This is a genomic window from Arsenicibacter rosenii (assembly GCF_001870735.1).
Classification (GTDB): domain Bacteria; phylum Bacteroidota; class Bacteroidia; order Cytophagales; family Spirosomataceae; genus Arsenicibacter; species Arsenicibacter rosenii.
In genome coordinates this window covers 494,205-520,949 of the sequence record NZ_MORL01000001.1, presented here as the reverse complement: position 1 = coordinate 520,949, position 26,745 = coordinate 494,205, and the positions used below count along the sequence as shown (strand labels likewise).

Below are 26,745 nucleotides of genomic sequence, written 5' to 3'. Positions count from 1 at the left end.
GTTATGTCACTAAAATCCTACCTCGACAGCCGCCCGTCGGTAAAAAAACTGGTCCACTGGCTGCTCATTCCGGCCGGTCAGGCCCGGCCCAGACTGTGGGTTAAATGGTTCGTTAACCCGTTTATGCACCAGCGCCACCGCAGGTCGTCCATCCGGTCGTCTGCCCGCATGGATGTGCTGCCGTTCAATGGGTTTTCGATGGGTGCAAACAGTGCCATCGAAGATTTCTGCGTCGTCAACAATGGTGTCGGCGACGTATCCATCGGCGACAACTCCCTGATAGGCATCGGTTCCGTAGTCATCGGGCCCGTGGTCATTGGCTCCGATGTGATCATTGCCCAGCATGTGGTCATGTCGGGCCTGAATCACGCATACGAAGACATTCAGCAGCCTATTCACCGGCAACCCGTCACCACCAAACGCATCACCATCGAACCCGAATGCTGGATTGGTGCCAATGCCGTTATCACGGCAGGGGTCACCATCGGCCGCCATTCGGTGGTGGCAGGCGGCAGTGTGGTAACCAAAGACGTGCCTCCCTACTCGGTGGTCGGCGGCAATCCGGCACGCATGCTGAAACAGTACGATGCCGCGCAACAAGCCTGGGTCAGGCCGGTTTCGTAGGGGCGGTATCCCAGCGGTTGCAGGTCGTAAAGGCCAGCGACGTCAGGTACAGCATGGTACTGGTCGGAAACTGCCCCAGCACCGGATTGGAATAGCCCATGACGGCAATCCCGACAAATTCGGCAATGAACATGCCCATGATCTTACTCAGCCAGGGGTCGTTCAGGTGCCAGATCCGGTAGACCCCTACCCCGACAATACTCAGCAGCATCGCAACATATAAATACACGCCTACCACACCGGTTTCAATCCAAAGTTCAACGTACCAGCTGTCAGGCGGAATCTGCGCGGCAAAATGCCCGGGCGAGAACCGCGCCCCTGCATCCGCCGCCGTCCCAATCCCCGCCCCGAACGGCAGATACCGCAGGTAATTTGCCAGTTTGGCCTGGTTTTCCAGCCGCACCAGAAACGACGGATCTTCCAGGGGCTTCAGGGCGGTGCGTATCCGGTAGACCTGGTAGTTCTGGTTGCCGATGTCGGTATACAACAGCATAAGCAATACCGGAATCGCAACACTTAACCCGATGGCAATCTTGGTAAAATCGCGCTTCAGCAGCAGATAAAAGCCATAGCCTGCGATAAATACAAACAAGGCACTCCGCGTTCCGGAAACAGCATACCCCCAGAAGTACACAAGGGCCAGCCCCAGGTAGCCCAGCCGCACAATCCACTTATCCTCTTCAAAAAAGAAGATCAGACAGATCAGCGCCAGCCCTGCCATTTCGGCTCCGAACTGGGAAGCATCGGTATAATATGACCAGCTCCGTAAGTGTCCGAACAGCAAATGCGTTTTGCCTCCGGCCGAATTGAGCCATTCCAGTTCCGATTGGGTAAGCCCCAGATACTGCTGTTTAAATGCCCAGATGGCCGCAAATACCGACCAGATCAGCCAGGTTCGTAACACCAGCAGAATATCGGAACGTTTTATCGGCGTTACCAGTACAATAATCGAGACAAAGAACCAGTGCATCGAAAACGCGCGCACGTGAAAAAACCAGGCTGGTTTATAGGGCGCTTCCGGATTGGCCAGCTCCAGCACGTTATACATAAACCACGTCCCGACCAGAAAAAAGACCGGGTTCTTCAGTTTCGACCAGTTTAAGCGGCGGCCGTTGAACAGCAGACTGAGCAGAATCAGCGCCAGCAGTCCATCCACGACCAGGCCGAAGGGCGCACTTACCGGCAAAAACCGGGCGAGTATATTAACCAGAAAGCTGTACTGCAAATACACCAGCAGCCCGAAGCGGGGCGACATCAGAATCCCCGTTACGAGGCCAATCCCGATGGGTGCCGCTATGCAGACGCCCAGCCCGACAATGCCCAGTTTAGCAATCAGCACACCACACACCAGCGCACCCGCCGTGCCCAGCACACTGTAGGGCCAGCTTTTATTTTCCAGATGTGAACGACTCAACACGCGATTGATTTGCATGGGCTATTCGTTGGCAAGGGAAGCCTTTTGACGAAGTGCCACCTGCTACTTTTGAATGACAGCCTCGTTTGCCCGGCGAACTTTCTCCCAGGCCCCTGACTGATTCCCCCGCAAGTATCGGACCAGACCTTTCAGGGCCGATACATTCATGAAGGTAAAATAGAAGGGAACAAAGGCCGCTTTCCAGCGTAGCTGCCGTTTTTCGAGTAAATAGCCCAGCCAGGCTACCGCATAAAACAGCATCTGCCCCGCCATCAGCCCTGTCCAGACCGGGTATAGCGCAGACCGGCCGGCCTCCGGCTGCAGAAGAATCAACAGATTCAGCAGCAGGATCAGCACCAGACATACGGGGGCAACGGCCCACCGCGACACCCGGTGCGACACGTATTCAAACGTCAGTATACCATACCGGAAGGGGTTCAGCAGATAGGCCAGCCGCACAATCGACTGAAAACCACCCGCCGAGATCCGGACTTTCCGCTTTTCTTCATCAATGATTGAGAACGACGGATGTTCGAGGGCGTAGGCATCCGGTTCGTAGCCAACCCGGAAACCACGACCGGCAATGCGCAGCGAGATGATAAAGTCGTCGAGGATGGTATCGGTTTCTACCGGCTCATACAACTCCGTCCGGACGGCAAACAATTCACCGGCCGCTCCGACAATACTGTACAGTTCGGCATCCCATTTTTTCAGCTGCGATTCGTATTTCCAGTAAAGGCCCTCGCCGGCTCCCGCCGCCGATTCACTATCAGCCGTCATAATTCGTTTTTCGCCCGCTACTGCGCCGGTTTTAGGATCGCGGAACTGCTCGACAATCAACCGAACAGCCTGTTTGTTCAGTTGGGTGTTGGCATCGGTAAAAATGGCAACCGGTGTCCTGACCAGCAACATGGCTTCGTTCATGGCAGCGACCTTTCCCCGTCGCCGGCTACCGCCAAGTACGGCAATCCTGTCGCCATAAGTTGCTTTGAGGTATTCTTCCGAACCGTCCGTGGAGCCTTCTGTGACAAATAAAATCCGGAGTTTATCGGCCGGGTATTCCTGAGCGAGTGAGTTGGCGACCTTATCCGGCAGGCAGGCCATTTCGTTATAAGCCGGTATGATCAGGGTAACCTCCGGATCAAACGTACCTGTTATACGCTCAGTAGCTCTATAGGGGCCACGGATTTTGATGAGCAGCCAGACAACCAGCCCATATCCCACGTAGGTATACAGCACCAGCAGTATGGCAATAACCAGTAGTGTTTCAAGCATAAACGTTCGTATTTTCAGTAATTACGGTATAGTCCGGGCGGGTTTGTGCCGCAAATTCCAGCCGATGGCCCGCCCGACGGCTTTCAGGGATGCCCACTCCCCGCGAATCAGGTACCCCAAAACCGCTTTAGGTACCGCTAACAGAAAGTAATACACACAAAATACCAGCAAGGGCAGACCCGCCACATTGCGGCGCATAAACCATAACCGGTTCCGGATGTGGTAATACACTTTCAGGGCGCTCTGCTTGCCGACACTCATCGACTCCCGGTGGTAGATCAGGGCCGATGGCTCGTAATAGATCACAAAGCCCGCTTTACGAATCCGGGCCGACCAGTCCAGTTCTTCGTAGTAAAGAAAAAAACTATCGTCGAGCGATCCCGCCGTTTCAAGCACCCGCCGGCTAACCATCATGGCAGCACCATGCGCAAAAAACGTTGGTCCGCCCGCTTCGTATTGTCCTTTATCTTCTTCCATCAGACCCACCGCCCACGTCCGGCCGGTAAAACGGCTTAACGGATGGTAACCGGCATACTGGAGCACATTGGGCTGGTCGTAGAAACGGATTTTGGGGCAGGTTACCCCTACTGCCGGATTCTTCAGAAAGGGCCCGAGCAGGTTAGTAACCAGATCCGGTGTAACAATGGTGTCGTTATTCAGCAGGAACAAATAGTCTCCCTTCGCCTGTCTGATACCCAGGTTATTTCCTCCGGAAAAGCCAAGATTCTCAGGGCTCATGATGACCGTCACGTTCGGATAACCGCCCTGACTGATCAACGGTCTGGGATCGTCGCGGGAACCGTTGTCGACCACGATAATCTCCACATTGGGGTAGGTTAACACGCGGGTAGAGGCCAGCATATCACAGGTCACCTGCGCCTGATTATAGTTGATCGTAATCAGCGAAACGAGCGGTGTTTCCATCAGACGTTTTCTTTCTGGAATAAAGCCTTCACGGTTCTGATCATGATAATCAGGTCCGTTTTAAAGGAGTATTTTTTGGCATACAACACATCGAGCTGAATCCGCTCCAGATCGGAGACACCGGCTTTCCCGCGTTTGGTTACCTGCCATAGCCCCGTTAGCCCGGCGGGTGCGGCAAACCGGCGCGCATACCCCGCCACGGTCAGCTTTTCGGCTTCATAAGGCGGCAGGGGCCGGTTTCCGACAAACGACATATCGCCCTTGAAGATGTTAATCAGTTGCGGAAGCTCATCGATACTGGAATTACGCAGAAATTTGCCGAGTCCCGTAATCCGGGGGTCTTCCTTAAACTTCATAAACGTGGCTTTTGCCTTCTGCTTCCGGTGATACAGTTTTTCGCAAACCTGCTCATTGTCCAGAAACAAGGGCCGCTGACACGACGTGCCGGCCAGCAGGCACTCTTCGCACAGATCCATCTCCGGCTCCTCAACTACTTTGTTGTACATGTTTTGCGAAGCCATGCCCGAAATGAGCTTGTCGGCTCCGGTTTTCATGGTTCTGAACTTGTACATGTCAAAGATTTTGTAACCCGTCCCGACCCGCTTCGATTTATAAAAAACCGGTCCTTTTGAGTCGAGCCGGATCAGAATGGCCACCACAATCAACAGGGGTGACAATAGCAGCAGCAGCACCGAAGACACGAAAATATCGAACGCCCGTTTCCCGACCGGCATCCGGATAGGTGCCGGTTTGTACAATGGCTTATCGGCTTCCTGATACTGTTTTTTCTGAATGAAGTACTGTATCCGGCGGCCAAGGGCTTCGGAAGAATACGTTTTCGGGAAGACATCAACAATGTATTTCCGGTAAGGGGCCGCTTCCGGTTTAATACCGGCATCAGCACTCAGCAGAATCACCCGCGTATCGTCAAAAAAATGGCTGTCCGCGATCCCCCGCAGGAAAGTCAGGTACCCGAGCTCATCATTGAATACCACCAGATCGACCGGATTTCCTAATTCAACGTATAACAAGGCGTCGGCCCCGTCTGGCTCGACCGACACCTGTACCATGTCTCCGAAGCTATTTTTGAAATTCTGAATACGCGAGGGGTCAGCCTCTACCAACAGAAGGCGGAATGTACTGTTTTTGTCTTCCTTTTGTTCCATGATCAAACTTATAGCGGATAGTCCGGAGACGGTTGTCTGATGCCGGTTGTGTACAAGTATTTTTTTGATCAAGTATCACTTATTCGGTCGCCCCGGCCGATGAAGGCTTCACCCGGTGTTCGGTCCGGCGCAGTACGGCCATGATCTTTGCTTTTACTTCCATCGGGTTAAAGGGCTTGATCATGTAATCATCCGCCCCTTCTTCCAGACAGGCAATCCGTGTCGCACTGTCATCAAAAGTTGATAGAATGATAATCGGAGTTTTACGAAACAACGCGCTGGCACGAATTGTGCGGATAAACTCCTGACCATTCATAAACGGCATTTTCAAATCCGTCAGAATGATGTCGACCGGATTTCCTTTTTCCAGCCAGTCCATCGCCTCAAATGCATTAATGTGCGAAATCACCTCAAAATCCTGATGCAAACTTTGCCGGAGTACTTTCCGGATAAATGCATCGTCTTCAACAATCATCACATTGTACCTTTTTTCCATGTTTCGGATAATTATTTTAATAAATATGTATCTTTATTCAAGAATTAATATACAGTCACTCGCTACACCTGCTAATTATTACATTTATACCAGCAAACCTCAAAAGTAACCGATACTTGAATAATTTATCCCTTTAATTTACGATCGTATTTCAGAGAAAACAATCATATTCCCATTCTTACCAAATGGTATTAGCAAATTTCACGTTTTATTCTGAAAAAAACAGCCTGTCATTTTCTCCAGTCAAAAGAAAACAAACTACCGTTCTCCGGACTTGATTCCAGCTTTATCTGACCGCCCTGCTCTTCCACAATCAGCTTCAGAATAGACAACCCGACTCCCGTACTGGTGTCTGCACCGGAATGGTTCACAGATGTCTGAAACAACCGGAAAATATTCTGCTGATCTTCCATCGGGATACCCGGCCCGTTATCCTTTACATAGAAAGTAATGAAATCGCCGTTATCCTGACAACTTACATCGACGTAGCCATCCGGTTTATCGTGGTACTTTACCGCATTGCTAAGCAAATTCTGAAAGACCTGCTGAAGTTTGATTTTGTTTGTTTTTAAGACCGGTAACCGGCCGTTAATACGGATTTTAATCCGGCGCGGGGGAAACAGTAATCTGGCAATCTGCTCTACAAGTTCCTGAGTATCTACCTCTTCAATGGATTGCTGAGTAATACTTTTCCGGGAATAGTCGAGCAGGGCATTAATCATGCCTGACAAATACGTTGATGCGTCTTTGGAATGTCTGATGTATTCGTCTACATCGTCCGGAGTAAGCTTGAACGATTCCCGTTGTTCGAGCAGCGAAAGGGCGCCGATCATACCCGTAAGCGGCGATTTCAGATCATGAGCTACGATATAGACAAACTTTTCGAGCTGTTTATTGATTTTTTCAACTTCACCGATGGTTTCCTTCAACTCCCGCTGGTATTGATACAACCGCTCAAACACATTCACTTTGGCTTTTGTGACGTTTATGTCGAGCGGCTTCTGCAGGTAATCAACAGCCCCTTCATCAAATCCTTTCAGGATATACTGCTCTTCCTTACTGATGGCGGTGACGAAAATGATAGAGATGTGCCTGGTTTTCGGATTCGTTTTCAGCAGCCGGGCTACTTCAAAACCATCCATACCGGGCATCTGTACATCCAGCATAATCAGACCGATCTGATCATTTTTAAGCGCATAGCGCAGCGCTTCGTTACCCGAAGTGGCTTTGATAAATATACGGCCGTCCTGCTCCAGCATCTCTTCCAGAGCCAGCAAATTTTCTTCCCGATCGTCGACCAATAAAATGGTGAACGGTCTTTTTAATAACGTTGATGTCATAAACGCAATTTTACCCGGTTGAGCGTCGTAACTGCTCAATCATTTCTTCTGGTTGCAATACATTGGCTTCTTGATTTAGCCGGATAGCGGCTAGCGGCATGGATTGATAAGCGGCGGTGTGCGGGGCCTGTATAATGGCCGTTCCTCCTTCTTCGATAATGCTTCTGATTCCCCTGGCTCCGTCTTCGTTGGCACCGCTCAGCAAAATGGCAACGGCTCCCTGACCAAACACCTGCGCCACACTCTCAAAGGTAACGTCAATAGATGGCCGGCTAAACAAAACCGGTTCAGAATAATCAAGGCTGAACGTAAGGTCGGCTTCAATCAGCAGGTGGTAATTCTGAGGGGCCAGGTACAGTCGATCCGGTTCAACCGGCATCTTATCATCCGGTTCGATTACCTGTAGATACCCTAACCCACCCGAAAGTAATAAGGAAAGCTCGCTATGAACGTTTTTCAATCGATGAATAACTATAATAACTGTATACGGAACCGGCTTAGATATAGATTTAAGCAGGCTGATTAATACCGGAATGCTACCGGCAGAACCGCCGATAGCCAGCACATTGATCTGTTTTCCGGTAAGTAAGCTCATTTTTTCCGGCGATAAATGCGTAAACCAGCGCTTGTTTCCTCAAAATGCGGACTGACATTCGTGAAAAGAAGCGATTCTTTCATTCCGATCATCAGATACCCCAGCGGGGACAGACTATCATAGAACAACGTAGTAACACGATTTTGCAGCACTTTGTCAAAATAAATCATCACATTTCTGCAAATAATGAGCTGGAACTCGTTAAAAACCTGATCACTAACCAGATTGTGCTGGGCGAAAATAATGTCTTTCCGCAATTCAGGTTTTATCTCCGCCCCTTCGTTAAAAAAGGTAAAGTATCCCGTAAAGTCCCGTCGCCCGCCCGCCTGCTGGTAGTTATGTGCATATTCTTTCATAGGGTGTACCGGTACCATGCCTTTCCTGGCCTGCTCCAGATTAGCCGGATTGATGTCGGTGGCATAAAGGCGTGCCCGGTTCAGTAATCCCGCCTCGTGCAACAGAATGGCCATCGAAAAGACTTCTTCTCCGGTAGCACAGCCGGCATGCCAGACTTTAATAACGGGGTAAGAGGCCAGTTTAGGCAGCACTTTCTCCCGCAATTCCCGATACACTACCGGGTCCCGGAACATTTCGGTTACGTTGACAGTCAGCGTCTGCAAAAACCAGTAAAAGAAATTCCGGTCGTTGGTCAGATGGTATTTCAGCTCGTAACCGGTCCGGAAACCGGCATTCAGCATACAACGTGTGACACGCCGCATCAGGGATGCCCGCGCATAATGACTGAAATCATAGCCGTACTGCTTCCAGATCAGATCAATTATCGCATCGAGTTCGTCGTTTGTTAACTGTATATGCGGATGGGGTGGTTGTAACATATCTCATCGGGACAGCCAGATCCGCATCAGCGAGAAAAGCCTGGTACTATCTACGGGTTTAGTAATATAATCTGACGCGCCGGCCTCGATCACTTTTTCACGGTCGCCGGGCATGGCCTTGGCCGTCAGGGCTATGATCGGCAAGGTACCCCGGCCCAGATCCTGCCGTATCCGGCGGGTGGCCTCATAGCCGTCCATTTCGGGCATCATAATATCCATAAGAACAATGTCTACATCAGCATGTTCCTCTAACATATCCAGTGCCTCCCGGCCATTATCAGCCGTAACAACGTCCATTTGCTGTTCATCGAGTAACGTGCTCAGGGCAAACACATTACGCATATCATCGTCAACCAGTAATACTTTCCTGCCCTTCAGCGTACCGGCACCCGCCAGAGGTCCGGCCTGTGGTAATGGTTCGTGTTTTTCTTCACGGACCTTAAACAGAAACAGTTCCAGCTCATCCATAAGCCGTTCGGCCGACTGCGCCGATTCCCGTATCACCGCACTGGTTAACCGCTTCAGCTGGCGCTCGTCTGTCGATGCAAGATCCTCATTAATATAGCAGATTACGGGCAGATTGGTAGCTTTCACCCGCAGATTTATCTGCTCAAGTTCACTTATTCCGGTCCGGAGATTCCCACGGATATCAACCAGCAGACAATCATACTGTTTTTCATCCAGTTGCTGCAAGGTATTGGCCAGCGTTGTTGTGTAATCGCATACGAGTTCGCCATACCGCTGCCGGATAAAGGCAGACAGGGCTCCCGGTACGATTTCCTGCGATGACCAGACGAGTACCTTTTTGGGTTTACCATCCAGCTGGGTATCCAGCAGCGCAAATACATTGTCCAGATCCTGCTTGGTAACCGGCTTCTGTAGGTAAGCCTGTAAACCGTTCTCAGACAACCGCACTTCATCCGCTCCGGAAATAACATGAACCGGAATGGATTTCAGCCGGGGGTCACTTTTCAGCCAGCTCAGAATGCTCCAGCCGTCGACCACAGGCAGTTTCATGTCGAGAATGATGGCTGAGGGCTTATAATGCCGGGCCAGTTCCATGCCCTCATCCCCCTGCAACGCCACCAGTGCCTTGTACTGCCGGGCCCTGGCAACATCCCGTACGATACGGGCAAATACCGGATCATCTTCGATGATCAGCACAAGCCGATCGCCTTCATGAACGGTATTCCGGTCGTCTTCTACTCCGTCTTCGCTGCCTCTGGCGATGCTTTTCGGCGGATTAATTATGGTAAACGTGGCCGGCTTTTCGGTTACGGTTGCCGGTTCTGTTGGCTCTCCCGCTGATTGTGGTAAATATATTGTAAACGTACTTCCTTTACCTGCTTCACTTTGCAGACTAACCTCTCCGCCCAGACGCCGGACCAGCTCTTTTACAATGGAGAGGCCAAGGCCGGTTCCGCCAAATTTGCGGTTGGTCGAACCGTCGGCCTGCTGGAAGGCTTCAAAGATAAGCTGCTGTTTTTCCGGCGGAATACCAATGCCCGTATCCGTCACGGCGATCCGGAGCACCTGGCTGGCCATCGACAGGGATTCATTGGTAAAGCCGCTCAGCTGATCGCTCACATCAAACGTCAGGCTCACCGTCCCGCCTTTCGGGGTAAACTTCAGGGCATTCGACAGCAGGTTCTGAATAACCTGCTCCAGACGCTGCTTGTCGGTATGCAGGGTGGCAGGAACCGATTTTTTTACATCCATCAGCAGCGAAACCCCTTTTTCGTCTGCCACTACTTTGAAAAGCTGGTTCAGATCCCGCAGTATGCTGTCGGTAGCAACGTCCTCAAACTGGAAGTCGATTTTACCGGCTTCGATCTTCGACAGGTCGAGAATATCGTTGATGAGTTTCAACAGATCGGACCCTGATTTCTGAATCACATGCGCGTATTCGACCTGTTTGTCGGTCAGATTTTTGTTTTTGTTCTCTGACAACAAACCAGCCAGTATCAGTACGCTGTTGAGCGGCGTCCGGAGTTCATGCGACATATTAGCCAGAAACTCCGATTTATATTTACCCGTGATTTCCAGCTCTTTAGCCTTCACCGCAAGTGCCTGCCGTGTCAGTTCCATGGCCGCGTTCCGTTCTTCCAGTTCGGTATTGATCTGCCGCAGTTCCTCTTCCTGTACCCGCAGTTCTTCTTCAGACGCCTGCAGACTTTCGGTCTGCCGGGTCAGTTCTTCGTTGGTCTGCCGGAGTTCATCCTGCTGGTTTTCGAGCACCTCCTTCTGGAGCTGTACCTGTTCCAGAAGGCTCATGATTTTCCGGCGCGACTGTACGGCGCTGATCGCGACGGCAATGTCTTTGGCAATTCCTTTCAGGAGCGTCATCGCCTGCGGCGTTAAGGGGTCAAATGTACCGAACTCAATCACGCCTTTCAGTTCCTTACCGTTCCAGAGCGGAATACAGACCACCTGCTTAGGCACATGTTGTCCGCTCGCCGACCGGATGGTCCAGAACCCGCCCGGCACCTGGTCTGTAATCTGAATCTGTTTGCTTTTTGCGGCTTGTCCGACCAGGCCTTCCCCTAACCTAAAGGCGCCCGGCGCCGATGCCGGCAGCGCTACCGCCGCATTTAATTCCAGCAACTGATGATCTTCATCGAAACAATAGAAGGCGGCGACCGGTACCTTCAGATACTGTACCAGCACATTGAGGGCTTCCTTACTGACCGATTCGAGTTCGTTCAGATTCTGAAGCGCATCATTCAGGGTAGCCACACCGGTCAGATACCAGTTGCGTTCGCGGGTTTCCTGATTAAACGTTTCCAGCTCATCGACCGAGTGCTGCAATTTATCTTCGATCTCTTTCTGTTTTTTGAATTCAAGGAAGTAGAAGTAGGTGATGACGGCGGCCACCAGAAACAGCAATGCCGTCCCCAGCACGCTGTTAAAGGTCATGGAATCGACCCATTCGGCGGTTTGTTTTTCGTTGTCATCCAGCGCCTGCTGCTCCACCCGAAGCAGTTGCGACAGCCCAAGCCGGACCTCATCCATCTGCTTTTTTTCCTGCAGGGTAAGCTGTACCGGATTTCCGGCCACCTCACTCTGATTATGCTCACTCTGTTCACTCCAGAACTGGATCAGATGGCCGATCTGTAACCGGACCCGCTCAAAGCGATCAATCTGCTGCGTATCGTCTTTGGTCAGATCGGCGGCTTTTTTAAGGGAAATTTCCACCTGAGGCAAGGCCTGATTATAAGGCAGCAGAAACCGTTTCTGATTAGTCAGGCGAAAGGCCCGCTGACCGGTCTCCATATCCACCAGCAGTTTTTCGATTATCAGCAACTGATTGATGGTCTGGTGCTTTTCCCGGACCCATGCGGCTTCATCAATCTGGCGGTTAATCGTCCGGAAGAACATAGTTCCCAGTATCACCCCCACACCAATGATCAGGGCCGACCCCAGATGGAGCCAGTTAGACGATGCAAGTCTCATAAACGTTTATCAATAAGAGCGGGAAATATACGAACTTTATACGGCTCAACACCTGTTTACTGGCCAACAATCCGCCGAAGTATTGTAACCCTATGTTTAAAATATATAGTTCATCGGCCGGTTCGGGAAAAACGTACACCCTTACCCGGGAGTATCTGAAATTAGCCCTTAAACCGGAAAGTAGTGAACGCTATTTCAGCCAGATTCTGGCCATTACGTTTACCAATGCCGCCGCCAACGAGATGAAAAACCGGATTCTCGAACGGCTTCAGGACATGGCAGAAGGCATAGAGCTTCCCCTGATCGACGATCTGACCACCGAGCTTTATGGTGTTGAGGCGGGGACCGATGCGTTTGAGGTAGCCAAAAAGCGGCTGCGTACCCGGGCCCATGGCGTTTACCGGACCATCCTGCATGATTACTCCAATTTTTCGGTAACCACCATTGATAGCTTTACCCAGCGGATTGTTACCGCATTTACCGATGAGCTGGGTTTGCCCTATTCGTTTGAGGTAGAAATGGATACTGACGAGGTACTGGCCCTCGCGGTCGACAATCTGATCGAAAAGGCCGGCGCCGATGAGATGTCGGAGGTAACCGACATTCTGACACAATACTACCGCGAAACGGCCGCCGAAGGTGAAAACTGGAATCAGTTGCCCGTACTGCTGCGGGAGTTTGGCCGCCATTTAACCTCCGATCAGCTCTACGAAGCCATTCTGGCCATTCAGGAACTGACCCCGTCAGCCATCAAAGCCATGCGCCGGAAAATGCTGGACTTCCGGCAGCAAATGGAAGACGATATTGTGGCGCATGGCCGGCAGGCCTGGACCCTCATTACCGGACAGCATCTGTCGGAAGGCGATTTTTCGCAGGGGAGTAAAGGCATTGGCGGCTATTTCAGGGCCATTGCCGAGGGAGATGCCTACAAACCGGTGAACTCTTATCACGAAAAAGCGGTGAAAGAAGGGGCCTGGTATACCAAAAAAGCCCCGAAGCACGTGCAGTCGATGATCGACGGCATGGCTGATGCGCTGTGCCGCTGCTTTGAAGCCATTGAAACCATCCGCGGGGAGCGCCTGAGCCTAGCCATGCTCTACGACGGCATTATGCCGCATCTGTATAAGATTGCCTTGCTAAAACAACTCCGTACCGAATTCGACGACCTGCTCCGGAAAGACGGACGGGTGCATATTTCGGAATTCAACAAAAAGATTCTCAACATTGTCGCCACCGAGCCCGTCCCCTTTCTGTACGAACGGCTGGGGGCAAAATACAACCATATCCTGATCGATGAGTTTCAGGACACCTCGAAACTGCAGTTTGCTAACCTGCTCCCGCTTATCGACAACGCGCTTGGCTTCGGTCATTTCAATCTGGCGGTGGGCGACGGGAAACAGGCCATTTATCGCTTTCGCGGGGGGGATATGGATCAGATTGTGGCGCTGCACCGCAATGACCTCGCTTCGCTGAAACAGGCCCACTCCCCTGCCTCCTTCACGGCCGAACGCATTGACAGCCTGTACGGTAACCTCCACAGCGAGATTCTGGGAACAAACTGGCGCAGTGCCAAACCGATCGTTACCTTTAATAACCAGCTCTTTGAGTTTGTGGCACGCCGCTTTGAGGGGGATCATCAGAAAATTACCGATGTGTTCGACCGCGAGCAGTTGTTCCACCAGCTGCATTCGCCCAAAGCCCGCGAGGAAGGCCATGTGCAGATCGATTTTGTGAGTAAGGAAGACGGCGACGAGTCGGCCGACCTGACAAGTGTCATGCTGGCGAAAACACTCGAACACCTGAATCAGGCCCTGGCAGACGGCTATCAGTACGGCGACATTGCCATTCTATGCCGCAAAAAAGACCAGGCAAAAGCGCTGGCAAACGAACTGAATGCCCTGAAGATTCCGCTGGTGTCGGCCGATTCGCTCTCCCTACAGTATGCCGACAGTGTCCGGATGATTGTCACGCTGATGCAGGTACTGATCCGGCCCGATCTGAAGCTGCTCCGGTACGAGCTGCTGTACCTGTATTGCCGGGTGGTGCGGGGCATTCAGCCCGACGACACCCAGACGGCGGAACTGCGCACCCTCGCCGAATCGCATGATGATACCATGGTATACCAGTATTTCCGCGAGCATGGGCATTCCCTTAACCCACACGCACTCCGGCAGTTGAATGCCTATGAACTGGCCGAAAAGCTGATTTATTTCTTCGGTTTGTACGACCGCGAGTCGGAGTCGCCGTTCCTTTTCCGCTTTCTGGATGAGGTACTGACGTTCGGCCATAAGCAAAGCGGCCACCTGGCAGACTTTCTGCTCTACTGGGAATCGGTTCAGCACAAGGTTTCGGTGGGCGAAGGGGCGCAGACCAATGCCGTTAGTATTCAGACCATTCACAAATCGAAAGGGCTGGAATATCCGGTAGTCATTATCCCGTTTGCTAACTGGGAAGTTGCCCCGCGCGGGGACTTGTGGCTGGCACTCAGCTCGTTAAAGGCTGACCCGCTGCGGCATAGCCTGCCAACGGGCGAAGTGATCCGGCTCAGACACGCCCCTGCGCGGCTGCGTAGTGAGGCCGTGGCCCGGTTGCCGCAATCCATTCGTTCTCAGCACGAAGAGGAGACAACCCGCGTATTTCTGGAAAACATGAACCTGTTATACGTGGCCTTTACCCGCCCTACAGACCGGTTGTATGTTATTGCCCAGCAAAAGGATTTTAGTAAACAGATGGCTCAGAAGTCGGTAAGTTACTGGCTTCATGCTTTTTTACTAAGTGACGAAGCCAAAGCCTGTGGCTGCGGCTGGTCCGAAGGGAGGTCAACGTACATCTTATCGGCTTGTCCGGACTCGTTCCCGAAAAAGCAAATCCCTAAAGATGAGTCTGTTATCTGGATTGAAGCGGTCACGAGTGGTGACCGGGCACAGAACATGCAGTTGCGCCGGCAGGCAGAACGGCTGTTTGATACCCGTACGTTTGAGCGTACCCACGACCGTGACCGGAAGTTAGTAGCGGCTCTGAGTTTGCTAAAAAGCGCGGCCGGTATCGACCCGATTCTACGGCAGCTGATCAGCGAAGGACTCATCCGGACGGCGGAATCTAACGATATCCGTCAACGGCTCACCGCCATTGTGAACCACCCTGACCTCGCCTCGCTGTTCGATCCTGCCCTGCGGGTAGACACCGACCGGAGTATCCTGAACCGCAAGCGGTTACACAATGCCCCCCACCGCGTGGTCCACCGCCCCGACGGCAGTCTGGTATTGGTACAATTTCAGAGCGCCCCGAACATAGCCGATCAGGACTCGCAAAACCTGCGTTATTTTACGAATCTGTACCGCGAAATGGGCTACAACGAAGTTGAGGGTCGGCTCGTTTACCTCACCGATCAGCCTAAAGTGGTTCCGGTTTAAGTTTTTGTCAGCAGACCTTGTCGTTGCGTTTATCCAACAGCGAGGTCTGCCCGTTATCATCATCAACCCATTACCACGCGCTGCGTGGAGTATTAAAAAACACCTACGGAAGCGGATTGGAAGTCCGGTCAAAACGTATAGTTTATGCCGGCAGGCAACTCTTCAACCTTAAGCTTCATCCATTTACCGTCGACCTTGATAACCACGATTTTGTTATCTTTATCGTAAAATATGGTTCCGTCGCCGCTGTTTTTCAGCTCTTTATAATTGACATATCTGGCGTCTTCCTTGTAATTCCGTTCATCATCGCCCTGCGGTTTTTCACTGGAAAGATCCTCTTTACCGAGTGCTCCGAGGGTGAGCACATTGGTCAGTTTCAGCGACCCATAAAAAACCGCCTGATCACGGCCAAACAGAAATGAATGCTGCCGGACATCTGACCCGATTCTAAACCAGTTATAGGCCTGCTCAGTATGGTTGTAAGTAGTTCCGTAGTAATACAGTTCAGCAACAGGACGTTCCAGCTCAGTATGTTTATTGACCAGCATGGTTATGCGCGATTTATCATCACGGGCATAGCCTTCAAAAACGTGATAGCCCCAGCGTTTTTTATTACGCTCCTCTGCATTTCCCCGCACCTGAATCATGTACGGCGTGGACAAAATTCCGTTTATTGTTGTGTACATGGGTGTTAAGGATGGATTAAATCCGAAACTATAACCCCGTTCTTGCCAGCGTGACCAGCTTGTATCGATATCCGATTGTATTTCAACCCGCTTCAAAGCGCGCTCTGTGCCACCCGGCACCACGTTTACATACCGGTTAAGCTCTCTGAAATCAACCGTTTGCTGCCCCATAGCAACCTGAACCGTACCGCAGAAGAGTAGTAGCCTGACTAGTGTTTTCATATATGCGTGTATGTTTGTCGAAGCGCAAAGATGCGGGGGTTTTCTGATAATCAGATCGCTATTCTCATGATTTGTATTGTATGAAGGTAAGCGGTACCGGCATAAAAATGCCCCAACTGTTTCCCGACAATTGGGGCATTTCCGTTAGCAATCCCCTTCTACATCCTGTTTACCTCAAATCGTAGCTCTTCGACCAGCTGGCGCAGGCGCTCCTGATTGGGGGGTGGTTCGGGGAGCTGCTGGCTGAAAAACGCTCTGATTTCCCAGACTTCCAGTACATCCTTGAGGGGCACTTCGCGGCTGGCTACCGTGGCCTTATCAGCCGTCAGTAATAAGGTGCCTTTTACTTTCACCTGATTGAATATACGTCGGCAGACCAGCCCCTGATGGTGGAGCATCAACACATACAGGCGGCCATCCACAATATCGAACCAGTTACGGATAAACTGGCCGACCAGCAAGGCACCCGGCATCACAAAATCGGCATCGGCTTCAAAGGCCCGGTAATTACCCACGGGTAAGGTCGGCAACCGCATGGTTGGCAGACGGCTGATAAAATCAGCCTGCTGATGGCGCTGCTGGTATTCCGCAAACTGGTACTGCATAACCAGCGGCACCGGCTGCGCGGCGGGCTGCTCGCTGACCACCGGCACACCCGTTGCCTGCTCATAACTGTTGTTAAAGACCAGCGGCATCTCATGGCTTCCCGATGCCTTCGGTGCCGGCATCGGCTCCATCCGCGGCATCCCCCCTCCCATTGGCTGATCACGGATGACCGCGTCACGTGAGACCGGGTCACGTGAGACCGGGTCGCGGATGACCGGGTCACGGATGACCGGCGGTTCAGGTACGGGCGTATGGTATGGATTCGGCACCTGATTTTGTCCGGCAATGTGCGGACCCGCCGGCGGCGGAACTGCCGTTGGATTGCGGTAATATTTTTCAAGCACCGATGCTAATGGTTTGGGGACATCTGCCAGATCCGGACGGTTAGTCTGCGGTGGATCGCCAAACGGATCGTCATCGGCAAACATCGACCGGGACGGGGCTGTTGTGTCTACCCGCGACGGAGCGGCCTGCCGGTCAAAAGACATGGTCAGGCTTGGCGTCTCCCGCAGCTTCCGTAAATCGTGGCGCTGCAGGTTTTCGACGCTGACATTAAACGCTTTAGCGATGGCAATCAGGTTATTCGGGTTCGGGTTGGCCCGCGCTTCCTCATAGGCTCCGAGCAACGACCGTTTGATGCCGATGCGCCGGGAGAATTGCTCCTGGGTCAGTCCGTTTAGTTTGCGGAGATACTTAATATTTTCGCTGACGAGACTCATGGGTGTCGGTGTCTGCTCTTTTTTTAGTAAAAATATGGTTTTTGCTAAAAAAATCCAGAAAACCGGCATTTTCTGCTAAAACGGTATTTTTTTTGTTCCGGGTTCGCAGGGCTTAACGCAGACCTATCAGAACCCGGAACGTAGAAACCATCCGCCAATTAAGCATCAGTGTAAACGCTTCCCGCTGTCGGCATCAATGAACAGAGTCGCGTCGGGGTGTTGCCGCAGAATGGTAGAGGGGTATGTTTCAGTAATATCGTCCTGCAGGGTATGGGCAATGGCTTCGGCTTTATGCGCAGCAGGAACCATACAAAACACGGCAGGTGCCTTCACGAGCGCCGGAATGGTCAGCGTCAGGGCATACTCCGGTACGTCGTCGAGGGCCGCGAAACAGCCGTCGTGTACCTGCTGCCACCGACTGGTCAGGTCAAGACCGACCTTTTTTACCAGCACCGGATCATTGAACAGGGCCACATGCGGATCATTAAAGGCGATGTGGCAGTTCTCCCCGATACCCATGCAGACAATGTCTGTCGGATACGCCTCCAGCAAGGCTTCGTAACGGGCACATTCGGCGTCGGGGTCAGTGACGTTGCCGTTGATATAGAAGACATTCCGCAGCGGTACTCTGGCAAAAAAGCGGTCTTTCAGGAAATTCCCGAACCGCTGGGGCGCTTCGTCCGGTAAACCGATGTATTCGTCCATGTGAAACGCATTTACCCGCTGCCAGTCAATACCGGGTTGTTCGGCCAGCGCGTCCAGAAACTCATTCTGTGACGGTGCTGCGGCAAAAATGACATTTACTACCTCCTGACGACCAAGCAATTCACGAATTTTATCGCCTGCTTTCTGTGCGGCATCTGCCCCAAGCTCCTGCCGCGTAGCAAACTCTCTTACCTGTAATGTATCTACGGTTGTTTCAAACGTTAATGGCATATTTTCTGACTATTTTTAGCATAAAGCGTTCGTATTTTCCTGATAGACCACCCTGCCGCCGACCATCGTCAGGCTGACGTTTATGTTGTCATCGAACAGAATCACGTCGGCATCCCTGCCAACCGTCAGGGCTCCTTTCTGCCCGCCGACACCCATGATGCGGGCCGGTGTGGTGCTGCCCATGCGTACGGCATCCGGCAACGGTACACCGGCCATCGTCACCATGTTGCGCACCAGCCGGTCGAAGGTGGCCACGCTGCCGGCAAATGAGGTGCGGTCGGGCAATTTGGCGACCCCGTCTTCAATGATCACGCTCAGACCGTTCTTCAGTGACCCGAGTATGCTTTCGCCTTCGGGCATGGCGGCCCCACGCATCGCATCCGTAATGAGCGCCGTGCGGTCAGGTCCTTTGAGTTTGTAAACCAGTTTGAGCAAAGGGACGGGTAAATGAATGCCATCGCCGATAATTTCGACATCAAGGTCGAGCAGGTAAGCGCTTTCGATCACCCCTGCATACCGGAACGCATTTTTCCGCGTCACCCCCGACATGGCCGAGTACAGATGCGTCACCAGCGAATAGCCCGTTTCATATGCCTGCACCACATCATCGTAGAACGCATCGGTATGGGCGATGGCCGCCAGAATACCCTTTTCGCGCAAGCGCCGGCCAAACGGAATCGCTCCCGGCAACTCCGGAGCCGCACTCCAGCGGGCAATCGACGGCGAATGGTCCAGAATTTCCTCATATTCCGCCGGATCGGGGTTACGGATGTAGCGCGGATCCTGCGCCCCCCGCTGCGACAAGGCAAAATAGGGCCCTTCGAGGTGCATCCCCAAAAAAGCGGCCCCGTCCGTGTTTTGCCGGTGCGCCCGTTCATACACATCCAGCGTATGCAGCAAATCCTCCTTTTCGGCCGTCAGCGTTGTGGGTACCATTGCCGTAGTGCCATACCGGGCATGGGTCCGGGCAATAGACAGGAACGCCTCTTCCGTCCCATCCATAAAGTCGTGGCCGCCACCGCCATGGACATGCAGGTCAATAAAGCCGGGAGCGATGTATTGTCCTCCGGCATCAATTACGCCGGCATCCGGCACCTCGGCTTTTCCGGCCTGTATACCGATAATTTTACCCGCTTCGATCACCACTGAACCGTTTTGAATGGTCCGGAACGGGGTCAGGACGGTCCCGTTGGTAATGACTGTTTTCATGCGAGACGCCACCGTTTTACTTTATGGCCGTAAACGGCATAATACACCAGATACAGATAACATGGAAACAGGACCCAGTATGCCGTCCGGACATCGTAGGCATCGGCAAAATAACCGTAGAACAGCGGCATTATGGCATTTCCGCACAAGCCCATGATCAGAATCGACGCACCGATTTTGGTATAACGCCCCAATCCGTCGAGGGCAAGCGGCCAGATACCGGCCCATACCAGCGAGTTGGCCAGCCCGAGTAACACCACAAACCAGATCGATATGTCGGCGGAGTGCCCAAGGAAGGTTACGGTCCCCTCGGTATGGATAATCAGCAGGGTAAACAGGGTGCCAAGCAGGGTACAGAACCGCAGGGCATTTACCTGGCTGACATACCGCGGAATAATAATGATACCGATCAGGTAGCCGCAAATCGTACAGGCCAGCGTATACGACGGGAAGGTTTTGGCCTTCAGCAGGTCAATGCCCATCGAATTGGCATAGCCGATCACCGTGTCAATGGCAATCACCTGCGTACCAACATGCAGGAAAATCGCTACGGCTCCCAGTATCAGGTGGGGGAAATCAAAAATGCTCTTTTTACCGGCATTGGCCGACGCCACTTCCGGCGTCTCCTGTTCGGTATTGATCTCCGGCAGCGGCGAGCGGTATACCAGATACCCCAGCACGAACAAAAACGTCCCGAGCACCGTATACGGCGGAATCACCCGGCGGACGAGTTCATCCAGCGCGGCGGCTTTTTCGGTGGTATTCATCGTTCCCAGCTGCGCAAACAGGTCGGTGTCGGTCGGCCGCAGGATAACGGCCGCAAAAATCAGGGGCGACAGGATACCGGCGGCCTTGTTGCAGATCCCCATCATACTGATCCGCTGTGCACCACGTTCTTTCGGGCCCAGAATCGTGATATACGGATTGGCAGCCGTTTGCAGAATGGCCAGCCCGATGCCGATTGTGAATAAGCCGGCCAGAAAAATGCCGTAGGTCCGGGTCATGGCAGCCGGCACAAATATAAACGCCCCCATCGCCATGAACCAGAAGCCGAACATCATCCCTTTTTTAAACCCCTGCGTCTTCAGCAGGTAGGACGCCGGCACCGACATAATGAAATAGGCAATATAAAAGGCGAATGCGACCAGATAGGCCTGAAAGCTGGTCAGCTCACAGGCAATTTTGAAGTACGGAATCAGGATGGAGTTGACCCATGAGATGAAGCCGAAGATAAAAAACATTACCCCGATCAGGAAGATCGACACGTTGGTTTCGCGCCTCGACAGGCTGCTCACGTCAATTGCGACTGCACTCGTTTTCATTGCGTTGATTTACTGGCTAAAACTCAAAAACCCCTTTCCGGTAACCCCTCCGGCGGGGAAACCGGCCCCAATCCTCCCTTTGGCCCGGTATGCCGGACCAGAGGGAGGCCAGGAAACATAGTGAAACCTATCGCTAAAAAGTTACAGAAATAAATCTGTCTACCACTTACTTACACCGTCGGCTCCCAGCCTTTTTCGTAGTCGCGGGTCCAGAATTTCTGTGCCGCCTTGTTGTTTTTAATCCGGCCGGTTTTCGGGTCAATGTCCAGTATACTTTCGGAGCGCAGAGCGATATTTCCCAGCTGGCAAAGCAGCGTACTCTGGTGTCCGCTCAGGATATCCGAAGCCAACGGAGTACCGCTTTTGATGGCCGAAATAAAGTTCTGAAAATGGGTAGCATCCAGTGCCTGCGACGGGTCCATTTTGTTGCGCGGGTCGATGGGCAGGTCATTTTTCACATCCTTAATAAGCTTGTTATCAAGGTCGTAAATTTTATAGGCGTTCCCTCCGCCGTATTCCAGCGTTCCTTTCTCGCCGTAGAACGACACGCCGACGCTGCTGCCTTCCACGTTGCGGCTATTGCAGCTCCGCCCCTCCCAGGTCATAAACCTGTTGTCCGGAAATTCGAGATTGATTACCTGCGTATCCGGCGCTTCCCAGTCGTCCTGGTACCGGTAGCGGCCGCCGGACGAACTCACGCGGGTCGGGTATTCGGCCTGCATCCCCCAGCGCATCAGGTCGAGCATATGCGTACCGTTGTTCAGCGCTTCGCCCGTACCCCAATGCCAGAACCAGTGCCAGTTGTAGTGAATGACATTGTCTTTGTAACTCCGGCGCGGGGCCGGTCCCTGCCACAACTCGTAGTTCAGCCACGACGGCACCGCTACGGCCTTGCCAACGCCGATGGATGCGCGGTTGTTGGTATACCAGCCCTTGGCGAAATAGGGTCGTCCGATTACGCCGTCGTGAATCTCCTTGATGGCTTGTTTTACATTCGGCCACGACCGGCGCTGATTCCCCATCTGGATGACATTTTTGTATTTTTTCTGGACAGCCACCAGCAATTCGCCTTCATTCGGGTTATGCGAACACGGTTTTTCGAGGTACACATGCTTCCCGGCTTTTGAAGCCAGAATGGCAGCCGGGGCATGCCAGTGATCCGGTGCGGCCACCACTAAGCCATCCATATCCTTGTCTTCCAGCGCCTTGCGGAAGTCAGGCGTATTTTTCGGTTTGGTCCCCGAAATTTTTGCCACCGCATGGATACACTTTTCCGCCGCCCGCGTATCGACATCCGAAATGGTAACGACATCGCAATTGGGTTGCAGGGCAAAATTACCGGCCAGGGCCAGGCCACGGCTGTTTACCCCCATAAAGCCCAGCCGCACTTTTTCGTTGGCACCCAGGATACGGGCATAACTTTTAGGCGTAAATCCGGGCAGTACTCCGCCAATGGCCAGGGCAGCAGAGCCGGTCAGTGTTTTTTTCAGAAAATCGCGACGGGATGGGTCTGTTGACCGGATAGGGTTGTTTGACATGTAACAGTTGAGAATTAACCGGTTTATTGGTATCGTTTATGTTTGCTGCGGTGCCCAGTAGGTACAATATCCTTCTGTCCGGACCGGGCCTTTGAAGAGCATGCATCCGCCGCACGGCTTACCGTCTTTGGGTGGTAACCACAGATTGCAGTTCCCGCATTTAGACTCCGCCATAGGCGATTGATCGACATACCCCAGCTTTTTACGGGTCTTCAGGTCGTTTTCCGGCACTTCCGAGAAGTCGGAGCAGTAATCTGTAGTTGTCTGTGCACCGCTTGCCTCAGAAGTCGTTTTTGACTGACAGCTACTCACCAAAACACCTGCCAGCGGCAACGAAATGGCGGTTATGAAAAATTTTCTTCGTTTCATGTTACGGACATCTGAATAAATACACCGTGCGATGGTCTGTTCCGTTTTAGTGTCTGCCTGCCGAATCCTTTGTCAGCACAGCCTTGATGTTTTCTCTCGTTACTGAATCTGCCTGTTGCATCAGTTCATCCAAGCGGGCTTTCAGGGCAACATCCGGCATGAGTTCCGCTTTTTTCAGACCTGCCGTGATGCCTTTCAGCAAAGCGGCATACACCGGCTTGTTGCCCTCCCATTGCGTCAGCAACCGGCCAGGCTCCCCGTTCCGGTTCCGGGCTCCGATGACATGGCCGTATTCTTCCAGAAACGTTCGTTTGCCGTCACTCAGTTGTGTCAGAAACCCATCCTGCTGCAACTGTCCGATAAAGGCTACCGACGACCCGGCCGGCGCACTTAGCACCCCCATCCGGAACCACTTATCATCCACCGTTTTCGCCAGCACACGCGCCAGAGGCCGGCTGGTTACCGTAGCCGGAAATTCACCCAGACTCAGGCAGGCCTGATAGGCGACCTGTACCGACGGGTCATTGGTTAAGGCAATGATCTGCGGCAAAAACGCCGGTTTCTTTTCGGCCTGCCGGATACCGTAGCGACGTATATCAGGCTGCCTGTCCTGCATCGCTTTGCTGATTATACGGTCATCTAACGCATTCAGGCCCTCCAGCACAAAAAAAGCATGCAACCGGGCACGGGCATCGGTATGGGTCAGAAATACGGATTTAACCGCCGGAATGATTGTTTTATCCCCTTTTTCAAGCAGTAAGCGCTGGGCCTGTAACCGCCACCATTGCTGCGGATGACCCAGCAGAGCCACCAGTCCGGCCGGTGTTTTAGCCCGAAGAGCCGGCCGCGTGGTCCCGATCCGGGTATCTTTCGGAATGATCCGGTAGATCCGGCCGAGCTTGCTGCCGTTAAAAAAGTCCATGTCTTTTTTCAGGTCTTCCGGAATGGCCGTCGGCGTTTCGATGTGCTGGCGGTACATGTCTATCACATACAGAACGCCGTCGGGACCTACACTCAGCTGAGCAGGCCTGAACCACGGGTCTGTCGAATACAGAAACTCCTGTGTTTTTTCGGTTTCACCACGCCTGGCCACAAATGTCGGACTGTCTTTTGCCGGTACCAGCACATCGCGGTGAATCAGGTTTCCGGCCACTTCACCGGTAAAAAGCGCTCCCTGATACTCCTTCGGCAACAGGGTACCGCCGTAGTAAGTCCCACCCGAGGCGCCGGTAAAGTGATCTTCAGCATATTCGTGCCGGTCGAGGCCGGCGTCTTCGAATTGCTGATTCCGGCGTATCGTCCGCTCCTTGCGCCAGTATGGCGGGGGCGTTTCCTGAAACATTTCCGGATCATGGTCCGATATATTCAGCGCGACATCATACGAGGCCAGAAACGGATGCCGGAACAGGTAACGGGCGGGGATCGGCGTGTGCTGGGCATGCAGGGAGTTTTCGGTGAAAAACCGGTTACCCCAATCGTCTATGGCCATGCCGAACTGTCCTGAACTGGATTCAATTTCGAACTGCCCGCGATCCAGCCGGAAGCGGAAATCTCCGCCTTTGATTGAGACCGGCTTTGCGTTGGGGTCGCGTGTGTAGGTAATCTCGCCCGCCTGCCCGCAGTTGGAAGCATAAATCCAGTTATCGATCCCGTAGTGCAGGTTGGTGATCTGAGCTTCGGAGTTACTGGCAAAAAAGCCCGAAAAGAGCACTTCCCGCACGTCGGCCCGATGGTCGCCGGTGGTATCCTTCATGAAATAAATGTGCGGAGCCGCCGCTACGAGTAAACCGCCCTGCCAGGGCAGAATACTGGTGGCTTCAGAAAGTTTATCGGCAAAGACAGTCACCGAGTCGATCCGGCCGTCATTGTCCGTGTCCTGCAACAGGCGGATGGCTCCGTTCAGCGTACCGTCTTCGGGCTTCGACGGGTAGTCCGGCATTTCCACGACATAGGCATCGCCGTTTTCATCAAACACCATGTCGACAGGGTCGAGCACCTGCGGCTCCGTCGCAAAAATATCAACCGTCAGCCGGTCATCACGCAGGGTGAAGCTTTTCAGGGCTTCGTCGGGTGTCAGCGGGTCGGTATAGTTTGCGCATGACAAGCTAACTCCCGTCAGCAAAGACAATAGCAGGCTTTTTTTCATTTGCGATTCAGGTTGTACGCTACGATGTTGTATTAGTTTCAGACTGAACGAAGTACGAATGTTCTTGTGGGTGAGAGTGGTGACACGACTTGGCGTCGTGCCACCACTCTTTATTGACTCAAACCATCGGCCGGTCAATCCGGACAAGATCCTGGATTTCATGCCCGTCGTGATCGAACCGGGCGAGGGTATAGACGGCTCCGTCTGCGCCAATGGCAATCGAATTCACGTACGTTGGCCGGCTACCATCGGGATAGAAAATGGGCCCGTGATCGGTATAGTGCCGGGTCGGGATATGAAACGTAACCAGATGCAGATTTTCCAGCCCTTTCGCTGCTCCTTTGGCAATCTGATCCGCCCCTTTCAGGCGCTTGCCGTCAATATAAACGGGTCCGCCGGTCAGGTAATAAATGGTTTCGCCGTCCGGCCCCGGCTGAAAACCAAGGTAGCCATAACTGAACTGGTCAAACATCCCGCTTTTCCGCGACGGCTCTGATGTCAGCCGTTCGACCAGTTCAATCGTCTGGTGCCGGGGATCGAACCGGAACAGATACCCGGAATTACCGTGTATTCCATAGGCCACCTCTTCGGGGGCGTACCAGAAGATTTTCCGCCAGTTATAGCCCATACTGCCCGGATGTGTTGGGTCGTATTTGCCGAAATAATCAAGCCGTAAATCAACGTTTGTGAGTTTATGCAACCCCTCCTGATCCGGATGATACGTATAAATATCCCCCTCCGCCGTGGAAAGATAAACCGAACCGTCGCGGGGATCAACGAGCATGGAGCGGCATAATACCCGGTAATCGTCTCCCGGTATACCCGCTTCCCCTCTGGCCGAAACCAGCCCCACGTTTTTTAACACACGCGTGTTCAGATCCAGATGAATAAAGTAGCCGAGTGGCCAGGTAATGCCGTAGAGATGGCCCCGCTCCCGGTCGATGGTCATGGTCAGAATCCCTTCTCCGTCCGGTGCAATGGCGAGATCTTCCACTGTTTTTGTAGCCAGATCATAGGCCAGGAAATGCCCGCCCGGATACAGCTGTTTTCCATCCGGCGCCGTCACCGGCAGGCGTTCCATGCCGTCGATCATTTCGTACACCCCGATATGGGTCGCGAAATAAAGTTTACCGGCATGTTCATAGAAACGCACATGGCTTTTCCCCTGCGGAATGGCATTGGCTTCTTTTTCCCCGCAGATGTCGGTCAGGCCGGCAATCCATTCTGTTTGGCCGGTCACCGGATTGTAGGCATACATCTGCCCGCCGGTATCATACGATTCCGAGCAGAGTACGTAATAAATGTTGCCGTCGCTGGCCGCCGTAATGGCATTGTAGGTATCGTGTGCCAGCGGAAACCCCGAATAAAAGGGTGTGGCAATCAATGAAGAAGAAAGTACGTCAGTCGCGTTGATCAGGGTCATTTTCGTTCAAGGGTTTTATTCTCCAGCATCCAA

20 protein-coding genes are annotated in these 26,745 nt (G+C 52.8%); 2 read left to right on the top strand and 18 right to left on the bottom strand.

The window, feature by feature from the left end:
- Positions 1–3: 3 nt before the first annotated feature.
- Positions 4–624 carry an acyltransferase gene (locus BLX24_RS01930; RefSeq protein WP_071501383.1) on the top strand — a complete coding sequence of 207 codons (621 nt, stop codon included), beginning with the start codon at positions 4–6 and terminating at the stop codon, positions 622–624.
- Here the strand turns inward: BLX24_RS01930 and BLX24_RS01925 are convergent.
- The 9 genes from BLX24_RS01925 to BLX24_RS01885 all read right to left on the bottom strand — a co-directional run bounded on the left by BLX24_RS01925 (position 608) and on the right by BLX24_RS01885 (position 12,123).
- Complete coding sequence (locus BLX24_RS01925; protein WP_071501382.1) at positions 608–2,056, bottom strand: O-antigen ligase family protein; 1,449 nt, start codon at positions 2,054–2,056, stop codon at positions 608–610. The two genes, BLX24_RS01930 and BLX24_RS01925, sit on opposite strands and share 17 nt — an antisense overlap.
- Before the next feature lie 45 nt (positions 2,057–2,101).
- Entirely contained in the window at positions 2,102–3,313 is a 1,212-nt protein-coding gene (locus BLX24_RS01920; protein ID WP_071501381.1) for a glycosyltransferase family 2 protein, read from the bottom strand.
- Positions 3,314–3,334: 21 nt separating this feature from the next.
- Positions 3,335–4,237 (bottom strand): glycosyltransferase family 2 protein, encoded by a 903-nt coding sequence (locus BLX24_RS01915; protein WP_143092542.1) that lies wholly within the window; start codon positions 4,235–4,237, stop codon positions 3,335–3,337.
- Positions 4,237–5,403 (bottom strand): sugar transferase, encoded by a 1,167-nt coding sequence (locus BLX24_RS01910; protein ID WP_071501379.1) that lies wholly within the window; start codon positions 5,401–5,403, stop codon positions 4,237–4,239. Before BLX24_RS01910 ends, BLX24_RS01915 begins: the two co-directional genes overlap by 1 nt.
- 79 nt (positions 5,404–5,482) lie before the next feature.
- Positions 5,483–5,899, bottom strand: a complete 417-nt coding sequence (locus BLX24_RS01905) for a response regulator transcription factor (RefSeq protein ID WP_071501378.1) — start codon at positions 5,897–5,899, stop codon at positions 5,483–5,485.
- A gap of 230 nt (positions 5,900–6,129) precedes the next feature.
- The gene (locus tag BLX24_RS01900; protein WP_071501377.1) at positions 6,130–7,239 is read right to left on the bottom strand and encodes a sensor histidine kinase; all 1,110 of its coding nucleotides are present in this window, start codon (positions 7,237–7,239) and stop codon (positions 6,130–6,132) included.
- Between the two features lie 10 nt (positions 7,240–7,249).
- The gene (locus BLX24_RS01895; protein ID WP_071501376.1) at positions 7,250–7,834 is read right to left on the bottom strand and encodes a chemotaxis protein CheB; all 585 of its coding nucleotides are present in this window, start codon (positions 7,832–7,834) and stop codon (positions 7,250–7,252) included.
- Positions 7,831–8,670: a CheR family methyltransferase gene (locus BLX24_RS01890; RefSeq protein ID WP_071501375.1), complete on the bottom strand. Its 840-nt coding sequence runs from the start codon at positions 8,668–8,670 to the stop codon at positions 7,831–7,833. Before BLX24_RS01890 ends, BLX24_RS01895 begins: the two co-directional genes overlap by 4 nt.
- 3 nt (positions 8,671–8,673) lie before the next feature.
- Complete coding sequence (locus BLX24_RS01885; RefSeq protein WP_071501374.1) at positions 8,674–12,123, bottom strand: response regulator; 3,450 nt, start codon at positions 12,121–12,123, stop codon at positions 8,674–8,676.
- A 92-nt stretch (positions 12,124–12,215) separates the two neighbouring features.
- Between BLX24_RS01885 and BLX24_RS01880 the strand changes: the two genes are divergently transcribed.
- Positions 12,216–15,536 (top strand): UvrD-helicase domain-containing protein, encoded by a 3,321-nt coding sequence (locus BLX24_RS01880; protein WP_071501373.1) that lies wholly within the window; start codon positions 12,216–12,218, stop codon positions 15,534–15,536.
- A gap of 128 nt (positions 15,537–15,664) precedes the next feature.
- On the opposite strand, the gene BLX24_RS01875 is transcribed toward BLX24_RS01880, so the two are convergent.
- From BLX24_RS01875 to BLX24_RS01835, 9 genes are all read right to left on the bottom strand, one after another.
- Positions 15,665–16,444 carry a hypothetical protein gene (locus tag BLX24_RS01875; protein WP_071501372.1) on the bottom strand — a complete coding sequence of 260 codons (780 nt, stop codon included), beginning with the start codon at positions 16,442–16,444 and terminating at the stop codon, positions 15,665–15,667.
- A gap of 158 nt (positions 16,445–16,602) precedes the next feature.
- Positions 16,603–17,769 carry an XRE family transcriptional regulator gene (locus BLX24_RS01870; protein WP_071501778.1) on the bottom strand — a complete coding sequence of 389 codons (1,167 nt, stop codon included), beginning with the start codon at positions 17,767–17,769 and terminating at the stop codon, positions 16,603–16,605.
- A 165-nt stretch (positions 17,770–17,934) separates the two neighbouring features.
- Positions 17,935–18,705, bottom strand: a complete 771-nt coding sequence (locus BLX24_RS01865) for a glucosamine-6-phosphate deaminase (RefSeq protein ID WP_071501371.1) — start codon at positions 18,703–18,705, stop codon at positions 17,935–17,937.
- Positions 18,706–18,720: 15 nt separating this feature from the next.
- On the bottom strand, positions 18,721–19,914 hold the full coding sequence (gene nagA, locus BLX24_RS01860; protein ID WP_071501370.1) for an N-acetylglucosamine-6-phosphate deacetylase: 1,194 nt from the start codon (positions 19,912–19,914) through the stop codon (positions 18,721–18,723).
- Complete coding sequence (locus BLX24_RS01855; RefSeq protein WP_071501369.1) at positions 19,911–21,236, bottom strand: sugar MFS transporter; 1,326 nt, start codon at positions 21,234–21,236, stop codon at positions 19,911–19,913. The genes nagA and BLX24_RS01855 overlap by 4 nt, the downstream gene beginning before the upstream one ends.
- A gap of 170 nt (positions 21,237–21,406) precedes the next feature.
- Complete coding sequence (locus BLX24_RS01850) at positions 21,407–22,774, bottom strand: Gfo/Idh/MocA family oxidoreductase (RefSeq protein WP_071501368.1); 1,368 nt, start codon at positions 22,772–22,774, stop codon at positions 21,407–21,409.
- A 36-nt stretch (positions 22,775–22,810) separates the two neighbouring features.
- A complete protein-coding gene (locus BLX24_RS01845; RefSeq protein ID WP_071501367.1) occupies positions 22,811–23,143 on the bottom strand; it encodes a high-potential iron-sulfur protein in 333 nt (110 codons plus the stop codon).
- Positions 23,144–23,189: 46 nt separating this feature from the next.
- A complete protein-coding gene (locus tag BLX24_RS01840; protein WP_071501366.1) occupies positions 23,190–25,289 on the bottom strand; it encodes a PVC-type heme-binding CxxCH protein in 2,100 nt (699 codons plus the stop codon).
- 118 nt (positions 25,290–25,407) lie between these two features.
- Complete coding sequence (locus BLX24_RS01835; RefSeq protein WP_071501365.1) at positions 25,408–26,712, bottom strand: hypothetical protein; 1,305 nt, start codon at positions 26,710–26,712, stop codon at positions 25,408–25,410.
- Positions 26,713–26,745 lie beyond the last annotated feature (33 nt).